Annotated in this window: 23 protein-coding genes; 9 read left to right on the forward strand and 14 right to left on the reverse strand. The window is 69.4% G+C overall.

Annotation, left to right across the window (positions count from 1 at the left end):
• The 10 genes from QK444_RS09680 to QK444_RS09725 form a co-directional block, all read right to left on the reverse strand.
• On the reverse strand, positions 1–198 hold a 198-nt coding region (locus tag QK444_RS09680; protein ID WP_282779093.1), incomplete at its 3' end, for an acetyl-coenzyme A synthetase N-terminal domain-containing protein.
• Positions 199–226: 28 nt separating this feature from the next.
• Complete coding sequence (locus tag QK444_RS09685) at positions 227–1,855, reverse strand: cation acetate symporter (RefSeq protein ID WP_282779095.1); 1,629 nt, start codon at positions 1,853–1,855, stop codon at positions 227–229.
• Positions 1,852–2,211 carry a DUF485 domain-containing protein gene (locus QK444_RS09690; protein ID WP_282779097.1) on the reverse strand — a complete coding sequence of 120 codons (360 nt, stop codon included), beginning with the start codon at positions 2,209–2,211 and terminating at the stop codon, positions 1,852–1,854. The genes QK444_RS09685 and QK444_RS09690 overlap by 4 nt, the downstream gene beginning before the upstream one ends.
• Before the next feature lie 173 nt (positions 2,212–2,384).
• A complete protein-coding gene (locus QK444_RS09695; protein WP_282779099.1) occupies positions 2,385–4,145 on the reverse strand; it encodes a cation acetate symporter in 1,761 nt (586 codons plus the stop codon).
• Between the two features lie 2 nt (positions 4,146–4,147).
• Positions 4,148–4,510, reverse strand: coding sequence for a hypothetical protein (locus QK444_RS09700; RefSeq protein ID WP_029924004.1), 363 nt, complete (start codon positions 4,508–4,510; stop codon positions 4,148–4,150).
• Positions 4,507–5,280 (reverse strand): LytTR family DNA-binding domain-containing protein, encoded by a 774-nt coding sequence (locus QK444_RS09705; RefSeq protein ID WP_282779101.1) that lies wholly within the window; start codon positions 5,278–5,280, stop codon positions 4,507–4,509. Before QK444_RS09705 ends, QK444_RS09700 begins: the two co-directional genes overlap by 4 nt.
• Before the next feature lie 99 nt (positions 5,281–5,379).
• Positions 5,380–6,924 (reverse strand): NAD(P)/FAD-dependent oxidoreductase, encoded by a 1,545-nt coding sequence (locus tag QK444_RS09710; RefSeq protein ID WP_282779102.1) that lies wholly within the window; start codon positions 6,922–6,924, stop codon positions 5,380–5,382.
• Positions 6,925–6,995: 71 nt separating this feature from the next.
• Entirely contained in the window at positions 6,996–8,192 is a 1,197-nt protein-coding gene (locus tag QK444_RS09715) for a histidine kinase (RefSeq protein ID WP_282779103.1), read from the reverse strand.
• Positions 8,193–8,235: 43 nt separating this feature from the next.
• Entirely contained in the window at positions 8,236–11,448 is a 3,213-nt protein-coding gene (locus tag QK444_RS09720) for a DUF4132 domain-containing protein (RefSeq protein WP_282779104.1), read from the reverse strand.
• Positions 11,449–11,514: 66 nt separating this feature from the next.
• Entirely contained in the window at positions 11,515–11,961 is a 447-nt protein-coding gene (locus QK444_RS09725; RefSeq protein ID WP_282779106.1) for a DUF5753 domain-containing protein, read from the reverse strand.
• A gap of 430 nt (positions 11,962–12,391) precedes the next feature.
• Here QK444_RS09725 and QK444_RS09730 point away from each other — a divergent pair, with 430 nt between their 5' ends.
• The 7 genes from QK444_RS09730 to QK444_RS09760 all read left to right on the forward strand — a co-directional run bounded on the left by QK444_RS09730 (position 12,392) and on the right by QK444_RS09760 (position 16,930).
• Entirely contained in the window at positions 12,392–12,826 is a 435-nt protein-coding gene (locus QK444_RS09730; RefSeq protein WP_282779108.1) for a GH-E family nuclease, read from the forward strand.
• 91 nt (positions 12,827–12,917) lie between these two features.
• Entirely contained in the window at positions 12,918–13,436 is a 519-nt protein-coding gene (locus QK444_RS09735) for a hypothetical protein (RefSeq protein ID WP_282779110.1), read from the forward strand.
• A complete protein-coding gene (locus QK444_RS09740; RefSeq protein WP_306358593.1) occupies positions 13,360–13,761 on the forward strand; it encodes a hypothetical protein in 402 nt (133 codons plus the stop codon). Before QK444_RS09735 ends, QK444_RS09740 begins: the two co-directional genes overlap by 77 nt.
• A gap of 425 nt (positions 13,762–14,186) precedes the next feature.
• Positions 14,187–14,345 (forward strand): hypothetical protein, encoded by a 159-nt coding sequence (locus QK444_RS09745; protein ID WP_282779114.1) that lies wholly within the window; start codon positions 14,187–14,189, stop codon positions 14,343–14,345.
• Complete coding sequence (locus QK444_RS09750) at positions 14,312–14,809, forward strand: GNAT family N-acetyltransferase (protein WP_282779116.1); 498 nt, start codon at positions 14,312–14,314, stop codon at positions 14,807–14,809. Before QK444_RS09745 ends, QK444_RS09750 begins: the two co-directional genes overlap by 34 nt.
• A gap of 237 nt (positions 14,810–15,046) precedes the next feature.
• Positions 15,047–16,270 carry an FAD-dependent monooxygenase gene (locus tag QK444_RS09755; protein ID WP_282779117.1) on the forward strand — a complete coding sequence of 408 codons (1,224 nt, stop codon included), beginning with the start codon at positions 15,047–15,049 and terminating at the stop codon, positions 16,268–16,270.
• 21 nt (positions 16,271–16,291) lie between these two features.
• Positions 16,292–16,930 carry a TetR/AcrR family transcriptional regulator gene (locus tag QK444_RS09760; protein WP_282779118.1) on the forward strand — a complete coding sequence of 213 codons (639 nt, stop codon included), beginning with the start codon at positions 16,292–16,294 and terminating at the stop codon, positions 16,928–16,930.
• A gap of 120 nt (positions 16,931–17,050) precedes the next feature.
• Here the strand turns inward: QK444_RS09760 and QK444_RS09765 are convergent, their stop codons facing one another.
• Together QK444_RS09765 and QK444_RS09770 are read right to left on the reverse strand one after the other, a co-directional pair.
• On the reverse strand, positions 17,051–18,058 hold the full coding sequence (locus tag QK444_RS09765) for a PHP domain-containing protein (protein ID WP_282779119.1): 1,008 nt from the start codon (positions 18,056–18,058) through the stop codon (positions 17,051–17,053).
• Positions 18,059–18,080: 22 nt separating this feature from the next.
• Positions 18,081–18,752 carry a GntR family transcriptional regulator gene (locus QK444_RS09770; RefSeq protein WP_282779120.1) on the reverse strand — a complete coding sequence of 224 codons (672 nt, stop codon included), beginning with the start codon at positions 18,750–18,752 and terminating at the stop codon, positions 18,081–18,083.
• 56 nt (positions 18,753–18,808) lie between these two features.
• Here QK444_RS09770 and QK444_RS09775 point away from each other — a divergent pair, with 56 nt between their 5' ends.
• Positions 18,809–19,327, forward strand: coding sequence for an SRPBCC family protein (locus QK444_RS09775; protein WP_282779122.1), 519 nt, complete (start codon positions 18,809–18,811; stop codon positions 19,325–19,327).
• Positions 19,328–19,494: 167 nt separating this feature from the next.
• Here the strand turns inward: QK444_RS09775 and QK444_RS09780 are convergent, their stop codons facing one another.
• On the reverse strand, positions 19,495–19,737 hold the full coding sequence (locus QK444_RS09780; protein WP_282779124.1) for a hypothetical protein: 243 nt from the start codon (positions 19,735–19,737) through the stop codon (positions 19,495–19,497).
• A gap of 275 nt (positions 19,738–20,012) precedes the next feature.
• Here QK444_RS09780 and QK444_RS09785 point away from each other — a divergent pair, with 275 nt between their 5' ends.
• Positions 20,013–20,483, forward strand: coding sequence for a hypothetical protein (locus tag QK444_RS09785; RefSeq protein WP_282779126.1), 471 nt, complete (start codon positions 20,013–20,015; stop codon positions 20,481–20,483).
• A 14-nt stretch (positions 20,484–20,497) separates the two neighbouring features.
• On the opposite strand, the gene QK444_RS09790 is transcribed toward QK444_RS09785, so the two are convergent.
• A complete protein-coding gene (locus QK444_RS09790; protein WP_282779128.1) occupies positions 20,498–23,806 on the reverse strand; it encodes a DUF4132 domain-containing protein in 3,309 nt (1,102 codons plus the stop codon).
• Between the last annotated feature and the right edge of the window lie 131 nt (positions 23,807–23,937).

Genomic DNA, 23,937 nt, shown 5'->3' on the forward strand with positions numbered 1-23,937 from the left:
GTCATCCCAATCCAGTACGCGGTCGAACGGCTGATCCCAGTGCAGTCGCCGCGCCTGCTCCGCCCAGAAGCCGAGCCGATCGGCGTCGGCCCGCTCGTAGAGCGAGGCGTCGGCATGGGCTGCCCCGGCGAACTCGGCGCTGGGCGGGTAGACCTCGGAATGGGTGACACTGCTGGACAATTCGATACTCCTTGACATGACGAGAGAGCGAGCCCGGGACGGGCGGTCAGTGCACGACGGCCTTCTCGGCGCCGACACCGGTGAGCGAGCGCACCTCCATTTCGGCGGCCTTGACCGGATCCTCCTTGTCACGGCCCACGAAGGTGCCGACGATGCCGAGCGCGAAGGCGAGCGGGATCGACACGATGCCCGGGTTGGACAGCGGGAACCAGTCGAAGCTCATCGACGGCAGCATGGCCGACTTGGAGCCGGAGACGGCGGGGGAGAACACGATCAGCACGATGGTGGAGAGCAGGCCGCCGTACATGCTCCACAGCGCGCCGGTGGTGTTGAAGCGCTTCCAGAACAGCGAGTACAGGATGGTCGGCAGATTCGCCGAGGCCGCCACCGCGAAGGCCAGCGCCACCAGGAAGGCGATGTTCTGACCGTTGGCGAGAATGCCGAGCCCGATGGCGAGCAGACCGATGATCACCGCCGTGATCCGCGATACCCGAACCTGTTTCGTCTCATCGACATTGCCGCGCTTGATGACACCGGCGTAGATGTCGTGGGCGAAGGACGCGGACGCGGTGATGGTCAGGCCCGCGACCACCGCCAGAATGGTGGCGAAGGCGACCGCGGAGATGATGCCCAACAGCAGCACGCCGCCGAGTTCGAAGGCGAGCAGCGGAGCCGCCGAGTTCTGGCCGCCCGCCGCGCCGAGGATCTTGTCCGGGCCGACGATCGCCGCCGCGCCGTAGCCGAGCACCAGGGTGAACAGGTAGAACGCGCCGATCAGGGCGATAGCCCAGACCACCGAGCGCCGCGCCTCCTTGGCGGTCGGCACCGTGTAGAAGCGCATCAGCACATGCGGCAGACCGGCGGTGCCCAGCACCAGTGCCAGACCCAGCGACAGGAAGTTCAGCTTGGACAGCTCGCTGCCGCCGTACTGCGCGCCCGGGGCGAGCACATCGCGCGCCGCCACGCCCGCATTGGTGGATTCGGAGACGGTGTGCTGCGCGGAACCCAGGATCTCGGAGAGGTTGAAGCCGAACTTGGCGAACACCAGCACGGTCATGAACGCCGCACCGCTGATCAGCAGCACCGCCTTGATGATCTGCACCCAGGTGGTGCCCTTCATGCCGCCGACCAGCACGTACACGATCATGAGAATGCCGACCACGGCGATCACCAGGGCCTGGCCCGCCTCGGAGGTGACATCCAGCAGCAGCGCCACCAGGCCACCCGCGCCGGCCATCTGCGCCAGCAGGTAGAACAGCGACACGGTCAGGGTGGTCAGCGCCGCGGCGGTGCGCACCGGGCCCTGCTTCAGCCGGAAGCTCAGCACGTCGGCCATGGTGAATTTGCCGGTGTTCCTGAGCATTTCGGCCACCAGCAGCAGGGCGACCAGCCACGCCACCAGGAATCCGATGGAGTAGAGGAAGCCGTCGTAGCCGTAGACGGCGATGGCGCCCGCGATACCGAGGAAGCTGGCCGCCGACAGGTAGTCACCGGCGATGGCGATGCCGTTCTGCGGGCCGGAGAAGCCGCGGCCGCCGGTGAAATAGTCGGCGGCGCTGGCATTGTTGCGGCTGGCGCGGATCACCACGATCATGGTCACGGCCACGAACAGGCCGAAGATCGCGATATTGGCGGCCGGATTGCCGACCGTCGTGGCGGCGAGATAGCTGGTCACGCCGGGCCTCCCTCGAGTTCGTTGCGGATGGCGGCGGCGCGCGGGTCGAGTTCGCGATTGGCGAACCGCACGTACAGGCCGGTGATCAGGAAGGTCGACGCGAACTGGCCGAGGCCGAGCAGCAGACCGAGATTGACATTGCCGAACACCTCGGTGGCCATGAAGTCGTGTGCGTACGCGCCCAGCAGCACGTACATCAGGTACCAGGTGAGGAACAGCGCCGTCATGGGAAAGACATAGCGCCGCAGTCGAGTTCGCAGCTCCTGGAATTCGGGGCTGGCCTGGGCGGCGACGAAGTCCTCGGCGGTGGGTACGCGGCCGGGCCGCGTACCGTCGTCGAGATCGGTACTGCTCATGGGAGAGTCCTAGCGTGTGATGTGGCTTACTTCGCCAGAACCGTAACGAGCGGTCGGGGGCTGGAGCACGGTGTGGCCTGGGTCACTCGGTGAACCCGCGCGATCGTGCGGTGAGCGGTCGCTGCGTCGCGACGAACGGTTGGCGCGGCGGGCCGCTCAGCGGTGCGCGGCGATCATGCCGAGTGCAGGCCGCGCTCGCGGTCCGCGCCCATGCCGAGGCGTTCGGGAGCGTGCATGCGGACGAAGATGCGGGCCACCTCGCGCGCCGACTGGCCGCGAGTCAGCCTGCTGCCCAGCATCATCGTGAGGAAGGCGAGCGGAACGCTCACGGCCGCCGGATATCCCAGGATGGCGGCGAGCCAGCCGTTCGCCGCGGTGTCGCTGATCCCGCCCAGCACCGAGACCGCGGTCGCGCCGCCCGCGGTGAGCCCGCCGATGACCAGTCCGGCCGCCGCGCCCGTCGCGGTGAGTCCGCGCCACCAGATGCCCAGCACCAGCAGCGGGCACAGCGTCGACGCCGCCAGGGAGAAGGCCAGGCCCACGGTGCGGGAGACATCGAGGGTCGCGACACCGAACGACAGGCCCAGCGGCACCGCGCCGCCGATGAGCGCGGCCACCCGGAAATCCCGGATGCGCCCGCGCAGCACATCGGTGCTGAGCACGCCCGCGATACTCACCAGCAGCCCGGACGACGTCGACAGGAAGGCTGCCACCGCGCCGGCGGCGGCCAAGGCGGCCAACAGCTTTCCGGGCAGTCCGGACAGCACCGCGCCGGGCAGCAGCAGCACCGCCGCGTCGGAGGTGCCGGTGAGCAGCAGTTGCGGCACGTACAGCCGTGCCAGCGCGCCGAGCAGCACCGGGAACAGATAGAACACGCCGACCAGGGCGATGACGGCGAGCGCGGTGGCGCGGGCGGCGCGACCGTCGGGATTGGTGTAGAAGCGCACCAGCACGTGCGGTAATCCCATGGCCCCCAGGAACAGCGCGATGATCAGCGAGTACACCGCGTACAGCGGATGCGGCCCGCCGAAGCCGCCGCCCGCCCGCACCCAGTCCGCGCCGTCGGCGGGTGCGCCGACCACGACCGGCACGGTGTCGCCGGGCTCGAGCACGACCGTGGTGTCCGCGCCGAGGGTGTGTTCACCCGGGGTGAGGGTGACCAGGCCGTGCACGGCGCGCCCGTCCAGGGTGCCCTGGATCGAGGTCACCTGCGGTGCGTCGGTGGGCATACGCACGGTGACCGCCGTGGTGACATCCACGGTGGTGCGCTGACTGACCGTGGGCGGTGCGGGCGTGCCGAATTCGCGGTGGTCGCCGAGGAAGTGCACGAGCAGGACCAGCGCGGGCAGGGCTACCGCGGTGAGTTTGAGCCAGTACTGGAACGCCTGGACGAAGGTGATCGAGCGCATCCCGCCCGCGGTCACATTGGCGATGACGATCACGCCGACCGCGGCCGCACCCACCCATCCCGGCACGCCGAGCAGGATGCGCAGCGTCAGCCCCGCGCCCTGGAATTGGGGAATCAGATAGAGCGCGCACACCAGCACCACGATCAGCGCCGCCAACCGTCGCAGGCGCAGCGAGCCGAGCCGGAACTCGGCGAAATCGGGCACCGTGTAGGAGCCGGAGCGGCGCAGCGGCGCGGCCACGAACAGCAGCAGGCCCAGATATCCGGCGGTGAATCCCACCGGATACCACAGGGCGTCGGCCCCGAATTTGGCGATCAGTCCCGCGACGCCGAGAAATGATGCGGCGGACAGGTATTCACCGGAGATGGCGGCGGCGTTGAGCCGTGATCCCACACCGCGCGAGGCGACCAGGAAGTCGGAGGTGGTGCGGGCCAACCGGACGCCGAGCGCGCCGATGGCGACCGTGGCGACCGCCACCAGCACCAGTGCCGCGAGGGTGAGCCCGGAGGCCGGGGCGGTGTCCACCCTCAGTCCTCGGCCAGTTCGGCGAAGTCCTGATCATTGCGATCGGCCAGCCGCAGATACACCCGGCCCGCCGCGTACAGCAGCGGAGTGGACAGCACACCCAGCAGCAGCCACGGCAGCCGGATGCCCAGCACCACCGTCGACCCCACGCCGAGGGCGAACAGCACGGGCAGCGCGCCCAGCACCGCGACCACGACCAGGCCCGTCCGCACCGCGAGCCCGAACTGCGCCCGAATCAGCCCGTCGATCATGGCCGCACCGATCTCGGTCTGCTCGGCCACCTCCACCCGCGTCCGCACCATGCGTGCCCCGCGCCGCTGCGCCAGCACCACCCGCTGCCGCACCGGCCGCTGCGGGCCGGTCATCGGACGGGCTTTCGCGGGCGGATGAGCCGCTGCTTGAGATCGCGCACCTGGCGACGGCTCACCGGCAGCTCCACGGCCGGGGCGGACCCCTCCGCGCGCAGGCACACCACGGTGCCGGTGCCGACCGTGCGCAGGCCGGTCACCATGCGCAGCGCGATCAGATACGAGCGGTGAATCCGTACGAAACCGGCTTCCCGCCAGCGTGCTTCGAGTTCCGAGAGCGGAATCCGGATCAGATGCGACCCGCTGGCGGTGTGCAGCCGCGCGTAGTCGCCCTCGGCCTCCACCCAGCTCACGGTGGACCGCTCCACCAGCCGGGTGACTCCGCCGAGTTCGACCGGCAGCACCTCGTCCGGATCGGCGCGAGTGGGCCGATCCGCCCGGGCGGCCGCGAGACGCCGCACCGCCTCGCCGAGCCGAGCCTCCCGCAACGGTTTGAGCAGGTAGTCCGTCGCCCCGATATCGAACGCGGCCACCGCGCGGTCGTCGTGTGCGGTCACGAACACCACCGCGGGCGGGTCGGCGAAGGCCGACAGGATGCCCGCCAACTCCATCCCGTCCAGTCCGGGCATATTGATGTCGAGGAAGACCGCGTCCACCGGATGCGCGCGCAGCAGCCGCAGCGCCGTGGTGGCATCGCCCGCCCGATGGATCTCGCCCACATCCGGCTGGGCGCGCAGCAGATAGACCAGCTCATCCAGGGCCGGTTGCTCATCGTCGACGGCCAGCACGCGTAGCGCGCCCGGTCCGCTGTCGCTGGTCGGGGTCACAATCGGGTCATCGTAGGCCACCGGCCGGGCATCACGGGCGAACCCCGCGAATCCGGCACTATCCGTGGAGTCGATCGCGCCGGGGCCGTCCGACGGTGCTCAGGCCGTCTCGGCCCGCGCCGTGGACCTGCCGTAGCGGTAGTCATCGAGTGGAAAGTGGCGGTTGCCGCGCCGGGCCTCGAAGAATCCGGACGGCCGCACATAGGTGCTGTCGCCCTGGGAGTTCCGATAGTAGGTGGGCACGTGTCCGTTGAGTTCGGCCAGGTAGTAGCGCAGCGACGCGCCGCGGCGGTGGATGGCGCGGTGATAGGCGTCCGCGACGTCGCCGCGCACCTCGCACCAGGCCGCACCGCGGCGGCGGGTCTCGCCGATCGCGCGGACCGCGTGATCGGCGGTCATCTCCACGAAGGCGTGCCAGCCCGAACCGGTCCACGAATACGGGCCGACCAATGTCCAGCGGTTGGGCAGCCCGGGCACCGAGACGCTCTGATATGCCTGCAAGCCCTGCTCCCGGTAGAACGTCGCGAGGTCGAAGCCGTTGCGGCCCACTACGGTTCCGGGCCGATAGGTCTCCGGATCGGAGAACACCTCGTACCCGGTCGCCAGCACCAGCGCGTCGAGCCGGTGCGAGGTGCCGTCGGCCGTGCGAACGCCGGTCGCGGTGATCTTCTCGATCGGTTCCGTCACCAGGTCGACATTGTCCCGGTTGTAGGTCCGCAGATAGTCGTTCGACAGGGTGGGACGTTTGGCCAGCACGCCGAAGTTCGGGGTCAGGCGTTCCCGGGTGGCGGCCTCCGGGACCACGCGCGCCAGATAGCGCCGATACAGGGCCTGACAGCTCGCGTCGAAGCGGTCCATGGCGGGTCGGGCGATACGGCTCGGTGTGCTCACCGCGGTGCGCAGCACCAGGTCGACCGCCACCAGCGCGGTACCGTGCAGCAGCGGTTGTACACCGGGAATCGCCAGTATCCGCTGTGCCGGAGCCGGAATCGCCATATCGGGTTTGGGCAGTGCCCAGACCGGTGTGCGCTGGAAGACGGTCAGCCGCTCGACCCGCGGCGCGATGGACGGAATGATCTGCACCGCGCTCGCGCCGGTGCCGATGACGCCGACTCGTTTACCGGACAGGTCGTAGTCGTGATCCCAACTGCTGGGGCGCAGTACCGTGCCCTGGAACGACCGTGCGCCCGGAATACCCACATCCTCGCGGGGGCGGACGAACGCGCCGACGGCACTGATCACGAAGCGGGCCGTCACGGTGGAACCGTCGGCGAGCCGCAGGTTCCAGTGCCCGGCCGCGTCATCCCATTCCTCGCGCCGCACCTCCGCGCCGAAGCGCACCCGTTCGTGGACGCCGAAGCGGTGGGCAACCTCGACGTGGTAGCGCTTGACCTCCTCGCCGCGCGGGAAGATCCGACTCCAGGTGGCCTTGCGGGCGAAGGAGTACTGGTACGCCAGCGCCGGGATATCCACGCCCAGACCGGGATAGTGGTTCTCGTGCCAGCTGCCGCCCACCTCGTCGGCGCGTTCGAGCACCACGAAATCGTGGATTCCAGCGCGGCGCAGCGTCACTCCCGCCGCGATACCGCCGGGGCCCGCGCCGATGACCGCGACCTCGTACCGTGGCCCTGTTGTCTCACCCATACCCGTCTCACTTCGTTGTGCCCCTCAAAGTAAGCTGTCTGAGACGATGAGGCAAGGGTGTGGTCCGTGGATCACGCGCGGATGCCCGCGCGGAACTTCGGCACCCGCATGCTCACCTTGGTGCCCGCGCCCGGTGCGGTCTCCACGACCAGGCCGTAGTCGTTGCCGAAGGCGGCGCGCAGACGGTCGTCCACATTGGCCAGGCCGACGTGAGCGGATTCGGAACCGGCGGTGCGGGAACCGGATTCGACGGCATCCAGAGCGCCGGAGCGCAGTAGCTCCGGGTCCATGCCGACACCGTCGTCCTCCACGCTGATCACACAGTCGGTGCCCTCGTCGAGGGCCACGATGCTGACCGTGCCGCCACCGGGCCGCGGCGCGAGACCGTGCCGGACGGCATTCTCGACCAGGGGTTGCAGCGCGAGGAAGGGCAGGACCACCCCGAGCACCTCGGGGGCGATCCGGAGGCGTACCTGGAGGGCGTCGCCGAAGCGGGCGCGTTCGAGGGCGAGGTAGCGGTCGATATTGCTCAACTCGTCCGACAGCACCGTGAATTCGCCCGCCGCCCGGAAGGAATAGCGGGTGAAGTCGGCGAAGTCGAGAATGAGTTCGCGGGCGCGGGCGGGGTCGGTGCGCACGAACGAGGCGATGGTGTTGAGGGCGTTGTAGATGAAGTGCGGGCTGATCTGGGCGCGCAGGGCACGGACCTCGGCGCGGTCGAGGCGGGCGCGGGACGCGTCCAGTTCGGCCAATTCCAGCTGCCCGCACACATAGCGGGCCACCTCGGCGAGCGCGCCGAGCATACCGGGCTCGGGTTGCACGGTGGTGACGACGCCGAGCACCCCGACCGGGCCGGTGCTGTCGATGAGCAGCGGCTGCGCGATGAGGATGCGGCGCGGATAGGCCCCGTTCTCGGGTCCGGCATCCAGCACCCGGCGTTCCCCGTCCACCGCGCGCCGGGCCGCCTCGGTGAACCGGTCGGCGAGGTCGGCGTGCCCGCCGTCCCACGCCAGCAGTTGCCCCTCCGGATCGGCGATACCGAGCCCGTCGGCGGCGGTCAGGGTGCGCAGGTGCGGCGCGGCCTCGCTGGCCGACTCCTCGGTGAGGCCCCGCCGCAGCGCGTTCGCGGCCAGGGAAGCGGTGTGCAGGGTGCTGTGCACCGCGCGTTCGGCGGAGGTGGTCACGGTGCGGCGGGTGCGCGGCCAGGCCACGACGGCCGCCGCGATCAGTACGCCGGCGACCAGCACCGCCACCGCCGTCGCCGTCACCGGACGCGCCTCGGGTCACCCATGCAGGGATTATGACCGTTCGCTAGTGGCGCTCATGCCGCAGCCAGGCGATATCGCGCAGGATTTCCGACACGGTGACGGTGTCCAGGTCGCCGAAGGTGATGCCGCCGGACGTCGAGCGGGTCGGATGCAGACGCACCTCGATGGACTGTTTCGGCGAACCGTTCAGATCCCAGGTCGGCAGGCCCGGGTCGCAGCTCAGGTGGAGGACGCGGCCGTGCGGCAGCGGTTTCTCGAAGCTGTCGATGTAGCCGCCGTCGCCGGTCTCCGGGGGGAGCCAGCCGCGTGACGCCAGCCCCAGCAGGCGCGGCCCCTCGACCGTCGCACCCGCGCCGCCGAGCACGTCGCGGTCGCGGAGGTTCGTGGGGAGCGCGTGGGTCTCCCGGTCGAGCTGGGGGAAGGGTTGCAGGAGTTCGTAGTCGGCGAAGATCTCCCGCCAGGACGTGAGCTCACCCGGAAACCGGAGCGGATGGGCGACGCCCAGCACCGCATCGTCGGTGAGGGTGATCCCGTCGTCGGCGCTGTCGGCGAAGCCGCGATCCTCGGCGATACGGAAGGTGGTCGTCAGCGCATCACCCTCGTAGACGCCCCAGACCAAGCGGCGGGTCACCTGCCAGCGCAGGGGATGGCCGATGAACAGGGTGTGCAGTTCGTCGACGGTGAAGCGGCGCTGGACCACCATGGCCCGCTCCAGGCGGCGGATCTGATCCGTGGCGATCGTCCGCGCGTTCTTCTTGAGCGCGCGAAAATCCTTGTGGGCCTGCGCTGCTCGCTCCGGGTCGTCGTGGACTCCGGGCTTGGGCAGCGAGCGGACCTGGGTGCCGTCGGCGGTGGCGACGGTCGGGCGCAGCTGTTCGTCGAAGCCGACCACGAACCGTCGCGGTCCGAAGTCCAGGACGGCGGTGCCGTTCGCGCGCAGCCCCAGATCCGGCACCAGGCGATCGGCCAGTTGATCGGCGGTGAGCCCGAGCCGCTCCGCCACCGCCTCGATGCGCTCCTTCGCGCCCTCGCGCACGCGAGTGGTCTTGACCTTCTCGCCGATATGCCGCAATGCCAGCAGCGCGGCATCGGAACCGATGGCGACGAAGGCGTCCAGCGCCGACACCGAGCGCGGATCGGAACGATGGGCGCGGACGTGGTTGAGCAGCGCGGCCACCGTGTCGTCATCGCCGAAGGAGCCGAGGGCGTCGTACACCCAGCTGTGCCGGGTGGGCGCACCCGCCCGCTGCCACTGCGAGAACAGTTCCCATGCCAGGTCGGCCAGCGATGCCGGATCGCAGTGCCGATACACCTGTGCCACACCGGCATACGGCTCGAACGGGTCGGCCAGCATGAGCATGACGAGCAGATTCTCCACCGCGGCGGCGGGGAGGGTCGCGCCGTCGGCGGTACGCACCGGAGGAAGTGCGGCCGTATTGATCCAGGCCGGAACCGCCGGGAGCCGGGCGGGCAGCAGAGTGAGGGGATCGGCCGCCAGCAGCGCCGCGACCGCCGCCGTGGTCTTGTCGCCGTATTCCGCTGCGGCGCCGTGTATGTCGCCGTCGTGGCCGTGTGCCGCCAGTAGTCGTAGGACCCGGGTGGCGAGGCGGCGGTCCTTTGCCGCCGACCCGACGGCACGAGGGATCAGCACGCGGGCGACGTGGTGGGCATGGCGGCGGAGATAGCGCAGTGCCCCGGGGCGCAGGGTGCGCCGGTCCAGGCGGGTGATCGCGAGGTCGATCAGTTCCGTGCCCGCGTAGGGAACGATCGCGTCCTCCATATCGTGGGGATACTCGCGCGCCGCGGCCACGACCATCGGGTAGGCGGCGGTTTCGAACGCCGCGATGGCGGCCTTGACCTGTTTCGACGGTCCGTAGAGCCAGCGCAGCCGGGAGGCGGCAAGTATCGGCAGGGCGCGCTCGGGGCCCGCGAGCACCAGCGCGCCCAGAACCTGCTCGGTCAGCGTGCCGTCGGCGCGGCGCTCGAGGGTCTTGTCGAGATCCGCGTAGTCGTCGGGCCGTACCAGGTTCCGCCATTCCTCGCGTTCGCCCGGCAGCCATGCGCAGTACGGTTCGGTGGGCGCTGCGAGTTCCGGCACCACCGCGGCGGCCTTGCCGCGTTTCCGGTTCTGCCAGGGCGGATTCCGCAGTATGCCGGGTATCCCGACCTCGTCGGTGGTGGGTTGAGAAGCCATCCGGCCCAGTTCGCTGTTGATGAGTTCGGCTGTGGTGGTGGGAAGTTCGGGTCTCAGCCGCCGCGCCAGCTCGGGGTGAGCGTGAATGTGCTCGCGCAGGATGTCGCCGTGGGTGCCGGGGTCGAGCAGGCGCAGGGCCCGCATCGGGAAGCGTGCGGCCGCGCCGCGGACGGCGGCCAGCGCGGGCGGGCGGAGAATGCGGGCGGCCAGCGCCGCGAACGCGGCATCCGTGGGTATCACGCCGAGCGCGTCCGCGATCGGAACGCGCAGCGCCTGCGTGGTACCAGGGTGGTCGAACCAGTGCGTCAGCATCTCCACCACTTCGAACCCAACCCCGTCGACCACGGTGATCGCCATCCCGGGCGTATCGATGGCCAACCCCTCGGTGCCGTACCAATATCCGGTGAACAGCGAATTCAAGCGCCGCAACTGCGCCACCGACCAGGCCGCGTCGACGAGCAGCCGCGCATCCCCCGTGGACCCGGCCGCCACCGCCTCCTCGATATCCGCCGCCACCCACTCCCGCCGCGACGGCAACAACACCGACGTGACCACGCGCGCCCACCGCGACGTCCCTCGATACCGGTCCAGCACGGCGACCGCCGCCACCAACTCCTCCTCCGAACACCCCGCGAGGCGGTTGCGCAAGGCCCCCGACACCGCCCGCATCTCCCGCACCTCGCCCCGTGCGTCCCACTGCGGCGGACGCACCCACGACGGCTCGGTGACCGCCCGCATCAACACCTCGGCCGCGAATCCCAACCCCCGCACCGCACTCCACGAGTCGAGCAGCGCATGCACATCCGTCACCGCCCGCCGCCGCTCTCCACCGCTCAGGTGATGCAGCAGCTCCATTCGCCTACGCAGCAACGCCGCAGCGGATTCCACCCCCAGCGCCCCCACTTCCCCCAGTGCCGCAACCACGCCCACCGCACCCCGGGGCGCGCGCAACAACCCATCCCGTCGAAACAACAGCTGCTTCAACTGCTTTGCCGTCGGCTCGAAAACCGACTCGCCACCCACCCGGCCCGTGGCCGTCGAACGGTGTGCGGATACGGCCATCGATTCCCCTGTCAGCGCGCTCGGTGGTTCGTCGACGACTGTAGTCACCGGTACCGACGCCGGCCGCTACCGGCGTTCCTCGAGTTCGGCCATGATCAGTCGCCGAGCCGATTCGCCGTAGACGGCCTGCTCGGACACCTGCGTGAACATTCTTCCGTAGAAGGCGATTTCGCGCGGTTGGGTGACCGACAGTTCGGCGGTGATCGTCTCAACGTGGACGAGGCGATTGTCGAACATGATGAAGCCGTTCGTGGCGGGTGCCTCGTACGTGGCGCGTTCGGGCAGAATACCGGGCACTACTCGGGGCAGTGACATCGCGGTCAGCAGTCGATCGAGCTGGCCGAGCATCACCGAGTTGTCGCCGACGGTTGTTCGCAACGCCGATTCGCCGATCACGAAGGAGAACCGGTGGTCGCCCCGGTACAGGACCTGCTGGCGTTCGATCCGGATGGCGACCCCCTCGTCGAGGTCGTCCGGGATGCCCGTGTGCCCGTCCCGAGAATCCGCCGCCATTCGAGGTAGGCGACTTGGATGTGCCGAAGCGTCGCGATCAGGTCCGGTAGCTGATCGAGGCTGTCGGAGTGCGGCACCTATATCTGGATCCACGACGGCTGCGAGCAGGGCGGAATCTGGCCCATCAACCGGCAGCGCGCCGAGGGCATCCTCTCCATCCACGCTTCCTGCGAGCCGCTTTGCCCGCGCAAGCAGCGGGCGTCCCGGTATCTCGAGGATCTGGACACGGGCCGGGAGGAGGACACCACCCTGGCCCGCCCCGACTGGCGGGCCGCCCGTCAGCGTGCAACAGCGTTCGGCGCGTCGCGGCTGATGTCGTGCATCAGAACGCCGTTTTCCGTCTGAATCACATTGCAGCGCAAGTACGATAGGACGACGGTGGGTTTGCGGGCGCCCACCCTCACGGAAATGCTTCAGAAGGAGCGCCACGATGAGGGCCGGTTACCAGCACGAGATCGCATTGCCCGAGGACATCGGATTCGATGTCACCTGGACCCCCGACGCCGCGGTCCATCAGCCGACTGTCGACGCCTACGTCAACGGTCTGGCCAAACCGGGCTGGTACACCGATCCCAATCACCTACGCGCGTCGCGGGATACCCGAATCTGGATGTTGTCCCACCGCGAGTTCCGTCCCGTGGCCGACCCGTGGAACCCGCAACGCCAGCTGCGGATCTTCCTGTGCGAGAGCTGCCGTAACGGCGTGTCGGAGAGCGGCGTGGAACTGGGCCACATTCGGAGGTGGCGCGACCATCTGAAATACGCGGCGGTCGCGACCCCGGCCGAGGCGAAAGCGGCGTACAACGATCTCGGCAATCTGCGCCTCGAGTGCCGTTCCTGCAACGCCAGCCACGACTGGGAGTAGGCCCGTTTCGGCGAGCGTCGGTTTCGGCTCGGCTGGAGGGGTACGGCTATCGAGAATCCGGCGGTCGCCGGGCAGTCGATCGGATGGCGCCATGACCGAACCACGTTCCGCTCAATCGGGAGGTGGTGGCGGCGCCGATCAGAAGCGCCAGGACTGGGCCGAAGGGCTGGTCGCTCGGTTGGACGGCCCCATGAGCGCCCTCGGCGTGGTGTTCCTGTTCGTCGTGCTGGGGCAGACGCTGGCGCGGTCACCGGTTCTGGTCACAGTCTTGGCGGTCTCGGCCTGGGGGCTGTGGCTGATCTTCGCCGGAGAATTCCTGCTGCGACTCTACGTGGCCCCGCGTCGCGGTCGCTTCCTGCGAAAACACTGGTGGCAGGTGGTGTTCCTGGCGTTGCCGTTCCTGCGGTTCCTGCGTTTGGTGCGGCTGGTGCGATTCGTGCGCGCGGGCGGTGTGGTGTCGTCGGCCGACACGGTGGGCGAGTTCACTCCGGATACCCGGGTTTCGGGCCGGGCGGTACGGGCATCCGGCCTGCATGAACGGAAACCAGGACCCGGCCGACGAAATGGGTCCCGGCGACACGCTGAGTTCGACGGAGAGCCTGGACCCTGATGACGTACGCAACGCCGATGACGACACCGTGGTCGCACCACCGGAGGACTGGCGCGCCGCGGACAAGTACGGCATGACCGAGCGGGAACAGCGCATCGGCGAACCCCACGCCGCCCGCCTCGACGCCGAGGAACCGGACGTCAGCGCGGACCGGCGCGACCCCGACGCGGGCCCGCCCACGGAGGAATTCTCCCCACTGGACACATCCGCCGTCGTCACCGACGAGAACGCCGAGGACACCGACCCACGCCCCACCCGTCAGCACCGCGGGCAGGTCGACGACACCCCGGAAGACGGGGAGTCCTACTTCCCGGTCGTGGAATAGCCGACCCGACTCCTGTCCGAGGTTCGATCCGAGTCGTGAACCCGCGGGCGACCGGAGCAGCGGTGGCCCGACGATATCGTCACCAGCGGCGGCATAGGACCGGCGCGGCCACCAGTGCAACGTGCTGCCCGCGGGTACGCATGTACTTCGCTGCCGCCGTGCCGCATTCGCCGTGGAAGCTATAACTACCTCGGGCCGGGCCGGTGGATGTCGGCTGGGGCGGCGATGGTCCTCGGTGACTGCGGGTCACCACGTCCGGTACTGTCGAGCTACCCCGCGATCCACTGTTGGAAGGGTGCTTTTGTCGAGGTGGTCCCACGTCCGGGGCGAGGTCCTCCAGCGAGTGGGTGCCGCCATCGCCCTTGTGGCAGGTGTCCGCCGCCGACCGCTGGTGGAATCGGCCGAGCACCTACGAGCTACGACGAATGACTGTGAACGCGGCGACGCAGTCGGCGGAAGAGCAGCCGCTGCACTCGATTTCGGTGATTTACGGCACGGCCATGATGAACCGACCGGGACCGGCGGCGCACCGGATCCGGCAGATCGTGCTATGCGTGACGACGCCCTCGATGTCCGTCGACTGACCGCCGAGGATTGGAAATGCCAGCGAGAATTAACTTTTCGTTCCATCGCGGACGCACCGTGGGCGTTCAAGACCACCCTCGAGCAGGCGTCGGCGCGGACGGAGCAGGAGTGGCGCGCGCTGGTCGAGTTGGCGATGAGCAGGTTTGTCGCGACGCGGGATGGCAAGCCGGTCGGCAGTATCGGCACGGTTGCCGATCCCGAACGATCCGACACGTTGGAGATTGCCGCTGTGTGGGTTGCCCCCGAGGCACGCGGAAGCGGGGCAAGTGACCGGCTGCTGCACGCGCAGCTGCAGTGGGTGCACGACAACGGTTACCGTCGAGCGGTGCTGTGGGCTCGGCAGGACAACGCTCCGATGCGACAGTTGGCCGAGCGGCACGGCTTCGCTCCCACCGGTCGTACCAGAGACAGCCCGGGCGGCAACGCCATTCCGACAGTGGAGATGAGCCGGGACCTGTCCTGACGGCCGAGCTGACCTGAGCCGCTGCGCCGCCGCGCGGCCACATACGCATTCGCCAGCACGATCGCACATGCGGAGCGACCGCACGCCGCCGCGAACGGTGACAGCACCGGGGTCAGGAGCATTCCCGGTGCCGATGGTTCGTGGGTACTCGGATTCTCGAATCCATAGTTACGAGTCCGTAGTTACGCTACCGTATCAAACGTCGGAAGCGAGCGGGCAGGACAAGGGGAACCGTCGATGAGTGCGAACTGTGTGGTGGTGGGGGCTGGGCCGGTGGGGTTGGTCGGGGCGCTGGCGTTGGCGCGGCGGGGTGTGGCGGTGACGGTGGTGGAGGCCGAGGGGGTGGGGCGGGTGCGGCCGGGGAGTCGGGCTATCGGGTTGTTCGCGCCGACCGTGCGTCGGTTCGATGCCGTGCTGCCGGGGCTGGGGGAAGCTGTTGCGGCGGCGGGCATTCGGGTTCGGGGTTATGACGCGTACTACGGGGAGCGGCGGGTGTTCGGGTACCGCTCCCGGCGCGGCGTGCTGGGGCGGGTGATGCCCAGTGAACTGCTGGGTGTCAGTCTGCCGCAGACGGTTACCGAGAACCACCTGTACGAGGCGTGCGTGGCGCACGGCGTGCGGTTTCGGTGGGCGTCGCCGCTGATGCGGTTGTCCAGCGGTCCGGACGGAGTCGAGATCGAGCTCGAAACCGGGGAAACTCTTTCTGCCGCATACGTTATCGGGGCCGATGGGGCGCGCTCGCGGGTTCGGGACGAGATCGGTGCGACCCTGCGGGGTGCGCCGGACGACACCCGATTCGTCATCGTCGACGTCGCCGACCATCCGGACGGCACGACACCGCGTATGCCGGGCTTCTTCCAGTACAACTGTCCCCGCCTGGGCGGGCGCAATGTCATGCATATGCCGTTCCAGGGCGGGATGCGCATCGATCTGCAATGCCTGCCCGGCGACGACGTCGACTACTGGTCCGGTCTCGACGGCATCCGGCGGTGGACGGCCGAGGTCGTCGACCCTTGGTACGGGGAGCATGTGACCTGGGTGTCGAGCTACCGCTTCCACCAATCGGTCGCCGACACCTACACCGACCCGCACCGGCGGGTCCTGCTGGCCGGCGAAGCCGCACACCTGTTCGCGCCGTGGGGTGGAAGAGGGCTCAACTCCGGGGTTTTCGACGCCACCGATGCCGCCACCGCCATCGCGCACGCCCTCCGCACTCCCGATCCGCACCGCGCCCGCCGCACGATCGAGCGAGTCGCCTGCCACCGGCGCGCCTGGGGCATCCGCAATCGGGACCTGTCGTCGCGCGCCCTGCGGATCATGCGCGCCGCCGAGCCCGACACCCTGCGCGTCCGTGATCGGGCGGCGCGTCTCGCGCCCGTATGCTGGCCCGCCGGAGCCTGGCTGGCCAACGCGCCGCTGCAAGTGGCGCCGCCACCGGTCGGGTTGCGCGGCCTGTACTGAGCACCGCATACGGTGAACCGTATGCCCGCTCCCCTCGAGTCGCCGCGGAAACGCCAACCGCGCATGGACCTGGAAGTCCGTCGCGTCCAGGTTCTGGACGCCGCCCTGCGGCTGGTTGTCCGCGACGGCTACGCGTCCGCCACCATGGAGGCGATCGCCCGCGAGGCCCAACTCGCCAAACCCCGTGTCTACGCCGCCTACCCGGGCCGCGGCCCGCTCCTGCTGGCACTGCTGGAACGCGAACAGCGACGCACCATCGATACCCTCGCGACGGCCATGCCACCCTTCGACGACGACAGCGACTTCGAAACCATCCTCACCACCGCCGCCACCAACCTGCTGCACGCCGTCGTCGAACATCCGGAATCCGCCCTGCTGCTGACCGCACCCGCCGACGACGCCCCCGCCGAAGTCCGCGAACATGCCGCCCGCGCCCGCGCATTCGCCCGCGACAACCTGCGCGCCCTCATCGAATGGGCCCGCCCGCGCCGCCCCGACCTCAGCCGCCTGGACCCCGAACTGCTGTCCATCGCACTGCTGGCGGTCGGCGAACAACTCGTCCGTCTGGCCGTCACCGACCCCGACCGCTACCCCCCGGCCCACCTCGCCGCATTCATCACCGCCGCCGTCGACCATTTGAGCCATCCGGCCGGGACCTGATCGCAGCTCGCGGCCGGACCGGTGGCGGTCGCGTTGACCCGCCAGGCAACCCACGATGATCACGACACTCGGTGGGATCACAGGGCAGCGCGAGCTGAGCCGGCGCTGCCCGTGCTGCCGTCAGCCGCGGGAAGCCCACGCCAGCAACTCGTCCACCGGCCAGGTATTGACGATGCGCTCGATCGGGATGCCGTTGTCCACCGCGCGTTGGGCGCCGTAGCCGAGGAAGTCGAGTTGGCCGGGGGCGTGCGCGTCGGTGTCGATGGAGAAGTGGCAGCCCAGATCGCGAGCGAGGCGGAGCAGGCGGGTCGGTGGATCGCGGCGTTCGGGGCGGGAGTTGATCTCGACGGCGGTGCCGTGATCGCGGCAGGCGGTGAAGACCGCTTCGGCGTCGAAGGCGGATTCGGGGCGGCGGCCGCGAGAGCCTTCGACCAGGCGGCCGGTGCAGTGGCCGAGGACGTCGACGCGGTGGTTCGCGACGGCGCGAATCATCCGCCTGGTCATGGCGGCGGATTCCATGCTGAGCTTGGAGTGGACGCTGGCCACGACGATATCGAGGCGATCGAGGAGAGCCGGGTCCTGATCGAGCGAGCCGTCGTCCAGAATATCCACTTCGATACCGGTGAGGATGCGCATGGGGGCGAACCGTTCACGCAACTCGTCGATGACGTCGAGCTGTTCGCGCAGCCGCTGCGCCGACAGGCCGTTGGCGACGGTCAGGCGCGGCGAATGATCGGTGAGCGCGCAGTACTCGTGACCCAGGGTGCGGGCGGTGTCCACCATCTCCGCGATGGGCGCCGAACCGTCGGACCAGTTCGAGTGCAGGTGCAGATCGCCCCGCAGCGCCGCGCGCACCGCACCGCCACCCAGATCCCTTGCCGCCGAGCGTAATTCGATCAGTGCGTCGGGTTCGCGACCGGACCACGCCTGGGCGATGACCGCGGCCGTCTTCGGTCCGATACCGGGCAGCGACTGCCAGGCGTTGGTGCGACCCAGCACCTCGCGCTGGGCCGCGTCCAGCCGTTCGACGATATCGGCGGCCCTGCGGTAGGCCATGACCCGTCGGGTGTCCTCGCGGGCGCGGTCCTTCCAGTACGCGATCTGGCGTAGTGCGACGACGGGGTCCATGCCTCCAGTGTGCCCGGGAGTGTCACGTGGGATCGGTGAGTCCGGTCGCGGTGAGCGTGAGGTGCCGCGTCAGTACGGCGGCGGCGGTATCGGCGTCGCGCGACAGCGCCGCCTCCTCCAGGCGGCGGTGTTCTGCGGCTCCATCCCGATCGGGATTGCGGTGTGCCGACCAGCGGCGGGCCAGCTCGCTGGCGGTCCACAAGCGGTCGAAGGTCTCCAGGAGCACGGGGTTGCCGCACCCTTCCAGCAGGGTGCGGTGGAACCGGCGGTGCGCCTCGGACCAGGCTTCGGTGTAGTACGCGCCCTCCTCCCGAGCGAAGGCCGGGGTGCGGGCCAGCCGGTGGTGGGCGGCGCGCACCCGGGCCTCCCAGTCGACGTCACCGCGCGCGATGGACAGCCGCAGCAGCACCGGTTCGACGGTGCGCCGCGCTTCCGCGATCTCCTGCCAGCGGCGATCGGAGTACTCCGGGACGGCGAAGCCGCGGTTGGGCAGCCGGTCGGCCAGACCTTCGCCGACCAGGCGCACCAGCGCTTCACGGACGACAGCCAGACTCACGCCCTGGTCCCGCGCGAGATCCTGCGGTTTGAGGGCGGTGCCGGGAGGGTGGTCGCCGCGCATGATCGCCGTGCGCAGGTGGGTGTAGACCTGCTCGGACAGCATCTGCTTACCCGTGGAGAGCGGAGTGGAGGGCACAGGAGCATCATAGACAGAACAATAGATAATCGATTATTCGTGTTATCGTCGATCTCATGTCCAATCATGCGAACGCCCCCGTCGAAACGCCCTCCACGGCAGATGCCATCGAACGGATCGAGGTCTCGAGGCTCATCCCCGCGCCCGCCGCCGCCATCTTCTCGGTGCTGACCGACCCGAAGGGGCACGTCGATATCGACGCGTCGGGAACGCTCCTCGATGCGGAGGGTGCGACGGTCGAGCGGACCGGCGACCGGTTCGTCGTCCATATGGATCGAGCGGCGTTGGGCGATCTTCCGCTGGGGCGATACGACGTCGAAGTCGTCATCACCGAACTGGTTCCGGATACCGAGATCGCGTGGACCGTGGAGGCCCACATCAAGCCGCACGCCCGCCACGTCTACGGCTACCGGCTGGAACCGGTCGCGGACGGCACCCGCGTCACCTCGTATTACGACTGGTCGGAGGTCGACGAGCACTGGCGGCGGCGCGTCGACTTCCCGGTGGTCCCCGCCTCGGCGCTCAGGGCGACGCTCGGAATTCTCGAGCGCACCGTCCGGCGGCGCGCCGCCTGAATCGATCAGTCCGCGCGCAGCAGCGGTTGGGTCGAGCAGCGGAATGACCGCATCGTCAGTGGTCGCCCTGGGCCGCGGCCTCGCCCAGTTCGATACTGTCCCAGCCGCGCGACGGCTGGGGCAGACCGTCGGACAGTCGGACGCGAGTAGGCTGCGTAGCGATACGCTCAGCGCCGCTCGGAGTGGAGGGCGGGCTCGAGTAGTCGTTGGCGGGCCAGGCGCTCACCGAGTTCGGGCATGGCGCCGGGGGGATTGCCGGTCAGATCGTCGAGACTCCACCGGAGCACCAGCTCCACCCGCTGTCGTGAAACGACGCCCGCGAGTTCGGCGGACAGCCGTTCGACCGTCTGGTCGTACACCGCCGGGTCGATGGTTCGCGTCGGCCCGGGCGTTCCAGTAGTGGGAATCACAGGTACAGGCTGCTGGGTGGGCGGCCGCCGCGGCAGAGCCGAAAGACCCTTTCTGAGATGGCCTTCACACCGAACGGGACGGCCCGGCGCGTCGTGGCACGGCCGCGCGGACGACGCTAACCTCGGTTTCGGGACAATCGCGACGCTCTTCGTCTGGGACGGCGGGCGGGGCGTTGCTCGTCTCACCCGTGTCAGCGCTGACTCGCGTGTGAAAGGTATTGGCAAACAACTACTTTGGAGTTCGATCGGCTATGGTTTCGCACACCGCACCCGCAATGAGACCGCACCGGCGGGCCGAGATGGTCCCGGTCGGCACGAGCGCATGGCATGACGGATCGCTGTGGTGGGATGCGAAATCCGTGCTGGTGACGCGTCCGGTCGCACCGGGAAGTATCGCCACCGCACCGCATCTGGTGCTCCCCGCCGAACAGGGGCGACTGGCCTTCGTCCTCTCCTCCTACGGGGAGGAAGCGCAGCAGCTCGCCTACGACGGCCGGGTCGTGGTCCAGATCGGCGACTGGCGCGGCCGCCCCGCACTGGGATCCCGCCAGCACTACGGAACCGCGCACATCGTCAACGATCCCCGGGTGACCGAACGGGTACACGAGGGGATGCGCATCAAATACGGAGCCAAGATCGCACTGGCGCGCATGGCGCATCGATTCGCGCACGGAGCGGTGCCCTACGGTGACCTGGTCGCCATTGTCGAACTGCATCCGCAGGGTCCGCTGATGATCTCGCGCTGAGTCGTTCGCCTCGGTCAGGTGGTGAGCTGTACCAGCTCCCGCAACAGCTCCGACACCGTGACCTGATCCAGGTCGGCGAAGGAGTGCTCGGTCCGGTTCCGATGATCCCACGCGGATTCCTGCCCGCTGGCGGTGATGTGCACGCTGATCGTCTGGTCGCCCAGTTCCAGGGCCATACCGGCCACGAAGCCCGGATCCAGATCGAGGACCACGGACCGATCGTCGCCGAGCGGCCGGAAGATCTCGCCCGAGATACCGGCGTCCATGGGCGTACCGCGCTCCCAGCCGAGGCGGGTCAAGCCGAGCACCTTGCCCGCCGGAACGACCGTGCCGTCGAAGCGGGCGAAGGCGGCGTCCCGGTCGGTGGGCAGGTGGATCTCCCGTTGCAGCTGTGGAAACGGCTGCAGGATCTCGTAATCGGCGAAGACCTCCGCCCATGCGGCGCGGGTGTCCCCGAGATGCAGCGGATGGGCGATGCCGACCAGCATGTCATCGGGCAGGGTGACGGTATCGTCGTCGACGTCGGCGAGGCTGCGATCCTCGGCCACCCGGAAGGAACCGGTCGGCGCGCCGTCGGCGTCGAAGGTGGCCCACACCAGGCGGCGGGTGGGATGCCACAGCAGTGGATGCTCCACGAACAGCCGCCGATGGTTCGCGGCGGTCCAGCGCCGGTTGCGGACCATCGCGCGCTCCATGCGGAGCAGCTGTTCGGCGGCAACGGATTTCACATCCTTCTTCAGGTTGTTGAACCGTTTGTATGCTGCCGGTGCGAGTTCCGGATCGTCCTTCACGCCCGGTTTGGGCAATGCCTTGCGGGGTGTCCCGGCCACGTCGCGAACCATCGGGCGCAGCTGCTCGTCGAAGCCGACGAGGAAGGCGCGCGGTCCGTAGTCCAGCCGCAGCGTCCCGTCCTCGGCCAATCCGAAGCCCGGTACCAGTCGATCGGCCAGTTCCTCCGCCGACATTCCCGCCTCCTCGGCGAGCTGGCGGATCTTCTCCCGCGCTGTGGCCTTGATGCCCTTGAACTTGACCTTCTCGGCAATGCTGTTGAGTTGCATGAGCGCGACGTCGCTGCCGATGGCGGTCAAGACGTCCAGCGCGGCCACCGCGCGCGCGTGTGCGTTCTCGCCGGGCCAGGCGCGGATCAGCGGCGTGAGGGCGCGGGCCGTGTCGTCGGTACCGAGCAGGCCCAGGGCGTGCAGGACCCAGTTCTCGTCGGCGGAGTACCCGGTGAAGCCCCATAGTTCGAACAGCGCCCAGCAGAACTCGGCCAGCGAATCCCGCTCGGCGAGCTCGAGCAACCGGGTGACGCCCGCGTAGTCGCCGGTGGGGCCGCTCATCGCCAACATGGTGCATACCGCCGCCACGGCGTCGGGCGGTAGGGCGCGCGGTCCGTCGGGCCTGGTCAGGACCTCGCGGCGCAGCACGATGGGCGGGAGTGCCGCCGGCGCGAGCCAGGTGGGCAGTGTCGGAACGGTTTTCGGCAGGATGTCGAGCGGATCGGTGGACAATGCCGCCACCAGGGCCTCCGCCGCCGACTCGCCGAGCGTGTGCGCGGCCGTGACCAGTGCCTCCCGGTGGCCGCGGCCGTCCAGGGCGCGTAGCGCCTTCCATGCCAGGGTGCGCTGTCTGCCCGGTTTGTCGAAGGCGGCGGTGAGGAGGTCCGGTGCCGCCGTGGGCAGGTGACGCTCGAACCAGGACAGAGCCACGGCGCGATTGCGCCGCGAGTCGAGCTGACGGGTCATCAATTCCGCGACCGGGGTCCCCGTGGCCGGGAGCAGGACCGAGATCGTCGTGGCCGCGTTGTGTCGCACGGCGTCGACGATCGTCGTGAGGGCGGCATCGCCGCAGCGGACCAGGATGCGGCGGAGCGGGTCGACGGCGTCCCACAGCTCGGTCGGCTCGATCAGATCCAGGTTCGCCAGTGCCAGCGGCGGGGGCGCGGTGGCGATCAGTCGCAGCGTCCACCAGGAGCCGTGCCATTTCCGATCGCGGACGCGCTGGAACTCGTCCTCCCAGTCGCGGCCCGGATCCGTCTGCGCCACAAAGGTATTCGACCAACCATCCTGTTCGCCGGGAAGCCACGACAGAGCGAGCGGCCGTGGTGAGCCGAGACCGGGCAGCACGGTCGGCGGCGCGGGCGCGACGCCGCGTTCCCACGGCGGCATGCGCAGCAACTCCGGCAGTTCATCGCGGGGAACGCACTCCACGGCTGATTGCGGCGCGTGCGTCCCCGCGTTCAGACCGGGGTACACACGGGTCAGCAGATCACGCAGCCCGACGGTGAACGGCTCGTCGGGCAGGTCGGCGAGCACGTGCGCGGCCCGTCGGGGGAAGCGATACGTCGCCTCGACGGCGGCCGCGCGAACCCCGGGCCGGTCGGTGCGGTGCAGCAGCGCGAGGAGCGCGGCATCGGTGGGCAACTGCGCGAGCAGCTCCGCGATACCGCGCTGGTCATCGGCGGACAAGCCGTACACGTCCAGCAGCTGGGTCAGATACGGCGTCGCGTCGGGGCCGACCTCGATCACCGCGCGCAGGATGTCGGCCCTGCCGGTGAGCCGCCACAGGTATCCGGGGGTGTCCAGGAGTGCGAGCTGTTCGGCCGATGTCACGGTCGCGGCGAGCATGGTCTCGGCGCTGTCGGGGTGGGAAGCGCTGCGCGCCAGTGCCAGATCGCTGTTCACCCAATCCTGTTCGGTGGGTGCGAGATACGAGGTCGCGGTGTGCACGGCCAGCGCCCGCGATTCGGCGCGCACCCGCCCCAGGTCCGCCACCGCCGCGTAGTACTCGGTGTCGCTCAGCGCCGCGAGATGCGTGCGCAGCCGGGGGAGCAGCGTCGCGGCCGGTTCGTCGAAGACGTGCGGGCGTTCCGGGCGGCGCGCGACACACCGGGTGAGATCGGCGCCGATATGGCCGACGGACAGTCCGGCCAGCAGCGCACCCGCCGCCGCGGCTGTGCCCGCCCCGTGCGCGGCCACCCATGCGTCGACCAGTCGACCGGTCAGATTGGGCTTGGGGCGGGTGGCATCGGCCACCCGTGCGGCGAGTGCGCCCGCGACCGCGATACCCAGCGGTGTGGCGTCCCCGGGATGTTCGATCGCATGCGCGGCCGCTTCGGCGAGGTCGCGGTATCCGCCTCGGGACGTCAGTTCGATCGCGAGGCGAACACGCTTGTCGTCCAGCCATTTCCGATACAGTCCGAGCGCCTTGGGGTCGGTTCGCACGGCCCGCACGGGACCTCGGCCGCGGAACGGCGTGGCTTTGGCGTGCCATGCGTCGGGCACCACCCACTGGTCCTCGTCGGCGCGGCGCAGGTGTGTCATATTCCCCTCCGTAGTCCCGGCGGCATGGCCGATGGGGTGGCCGGCGTCCGGTCGCCACGACTGTAAACGCGGAGTCCGACATATCGGTGGGAGCGCGTTGTGGCTTCGCCGTTTGGACCGGTCGAATGCTC

It is taken from the genome of Nocardia sp. CC201C (genome assembly GCF_030010695.1).
Taxonomy (GTDB): domain Bacteria; phylum Actinomycetota; class Actinomycetes; order Mycobacteriales; family Mycobacteriaceae; genus Nocardia; species Nocardia otitidiscaviarum.

Coding starts and splice junctions, on each gene's coding strand:
- QK444_RS09690 (WP_282779097.1), bottom strand. CDS start 2,211: ATGAGCAGTACCGATCTCGACGACGGTACGCGGCCCGGCCGCGTACCC.
- QK444_RS09700 (WP_029924004.1), bottom strand. CDS start 4,510: ATGACCGGCCCGCAGCGGCCGGTGCGGCAGCGGGTGGTGCTGGCGCAG.
- QK444_RS09710 (WP_282779102.1), bottom strand. CDS start 6,924: ATGGGTGAGACAACAGGGCCACGGTACGAGGTCGCGGTCATCGGCGCG.
- QK444_RS09720 (WP_282779104.1), bottom strand. CDS start 11,448: ATGGCCGTATCCGCACACCGTTCGACGGCCACGGGCCGGGTGGGTGGC.
- QK444_RS09725 (WP_282779106.1), bottom strand. CDS start 11,961: ATGGCGGCGGATTCTCGGGACGGGCACACGGGCATCCCGGACGACCTC.
- QK444_RS09730 (WP_282779108.1), top strand. CDS start 12,392: ATGAGGGCCGGTTACCAGCACGAGATCGCATTGCCCGAGGACATCGGA.
- QK444_RS09735 (WP_282779110.1), top strand. CDS start 12,918: ATGACCGAACCACGTTCCGCTCAATCGGGAGGTGGTGGCGGCGCCGAT.
- QK444_RS09740 (WP_306358593.1), top strand. CDS start 13,360: ATGAACGGAAACCAGGACCCGGCCGACGAAATGGGTCCCGGCGACACG.
- QK444_RS09745 (WP_282779114.1), top strand. CDS start 14,187: ATGACTGTGAACGCGGCGACGCAGTCGGCGGAAGAGCAGCCGCTGCAC.
- QK444_RS09750 (WP_282779116.1), top strand. CDS start 14,312: ATGCGTGACGACGCCCTCGATGTCCGTCGACTGACCGCCGAGGATTGG.
- QK444_RS09755 (WP_282779117.1), top strand. CDS start 15,047: ATGAGTGCGAACTGTGTGGTGGTGGGGGCTGGGCCGGTGGGGTTGGTC.
- QK444_RS09760 (WP_282779118.1), top strand. CDS start 16,292: ATGCCCGCTCCCCTCGAGTCGCCGCGGAAACGCCAACCGCGCATGGAC.
- QK444_RS09765 (WP_282779119.1), bottom strand. CDS start 18,058: ATGGACCCCGTCGTCGCACTACGCCAGATCGCGTACTGGAAGGACCGC.
- QK444_RS09775 (WP_282779122.1), top strand. CDS start 18,809: ATGTCCAATCATGCGAACGCCCCCGTCGAAACGCCCTCCACGGCAGAT.
- QK444_RS09785 (WP_282779126.1), top strand. CDS start 20,013: ATGAGACCGCACCGGCGGGCCGAGATGGTCCCGGTCGGCACGAGCGCA.
- QK444_RS09790 (WP_282779128.1), bottom strand. CDS start 23,806: ATGACACACCTGCGCCGCGCCGACGAGGACCAGTGGGTGGTGCCCGAC.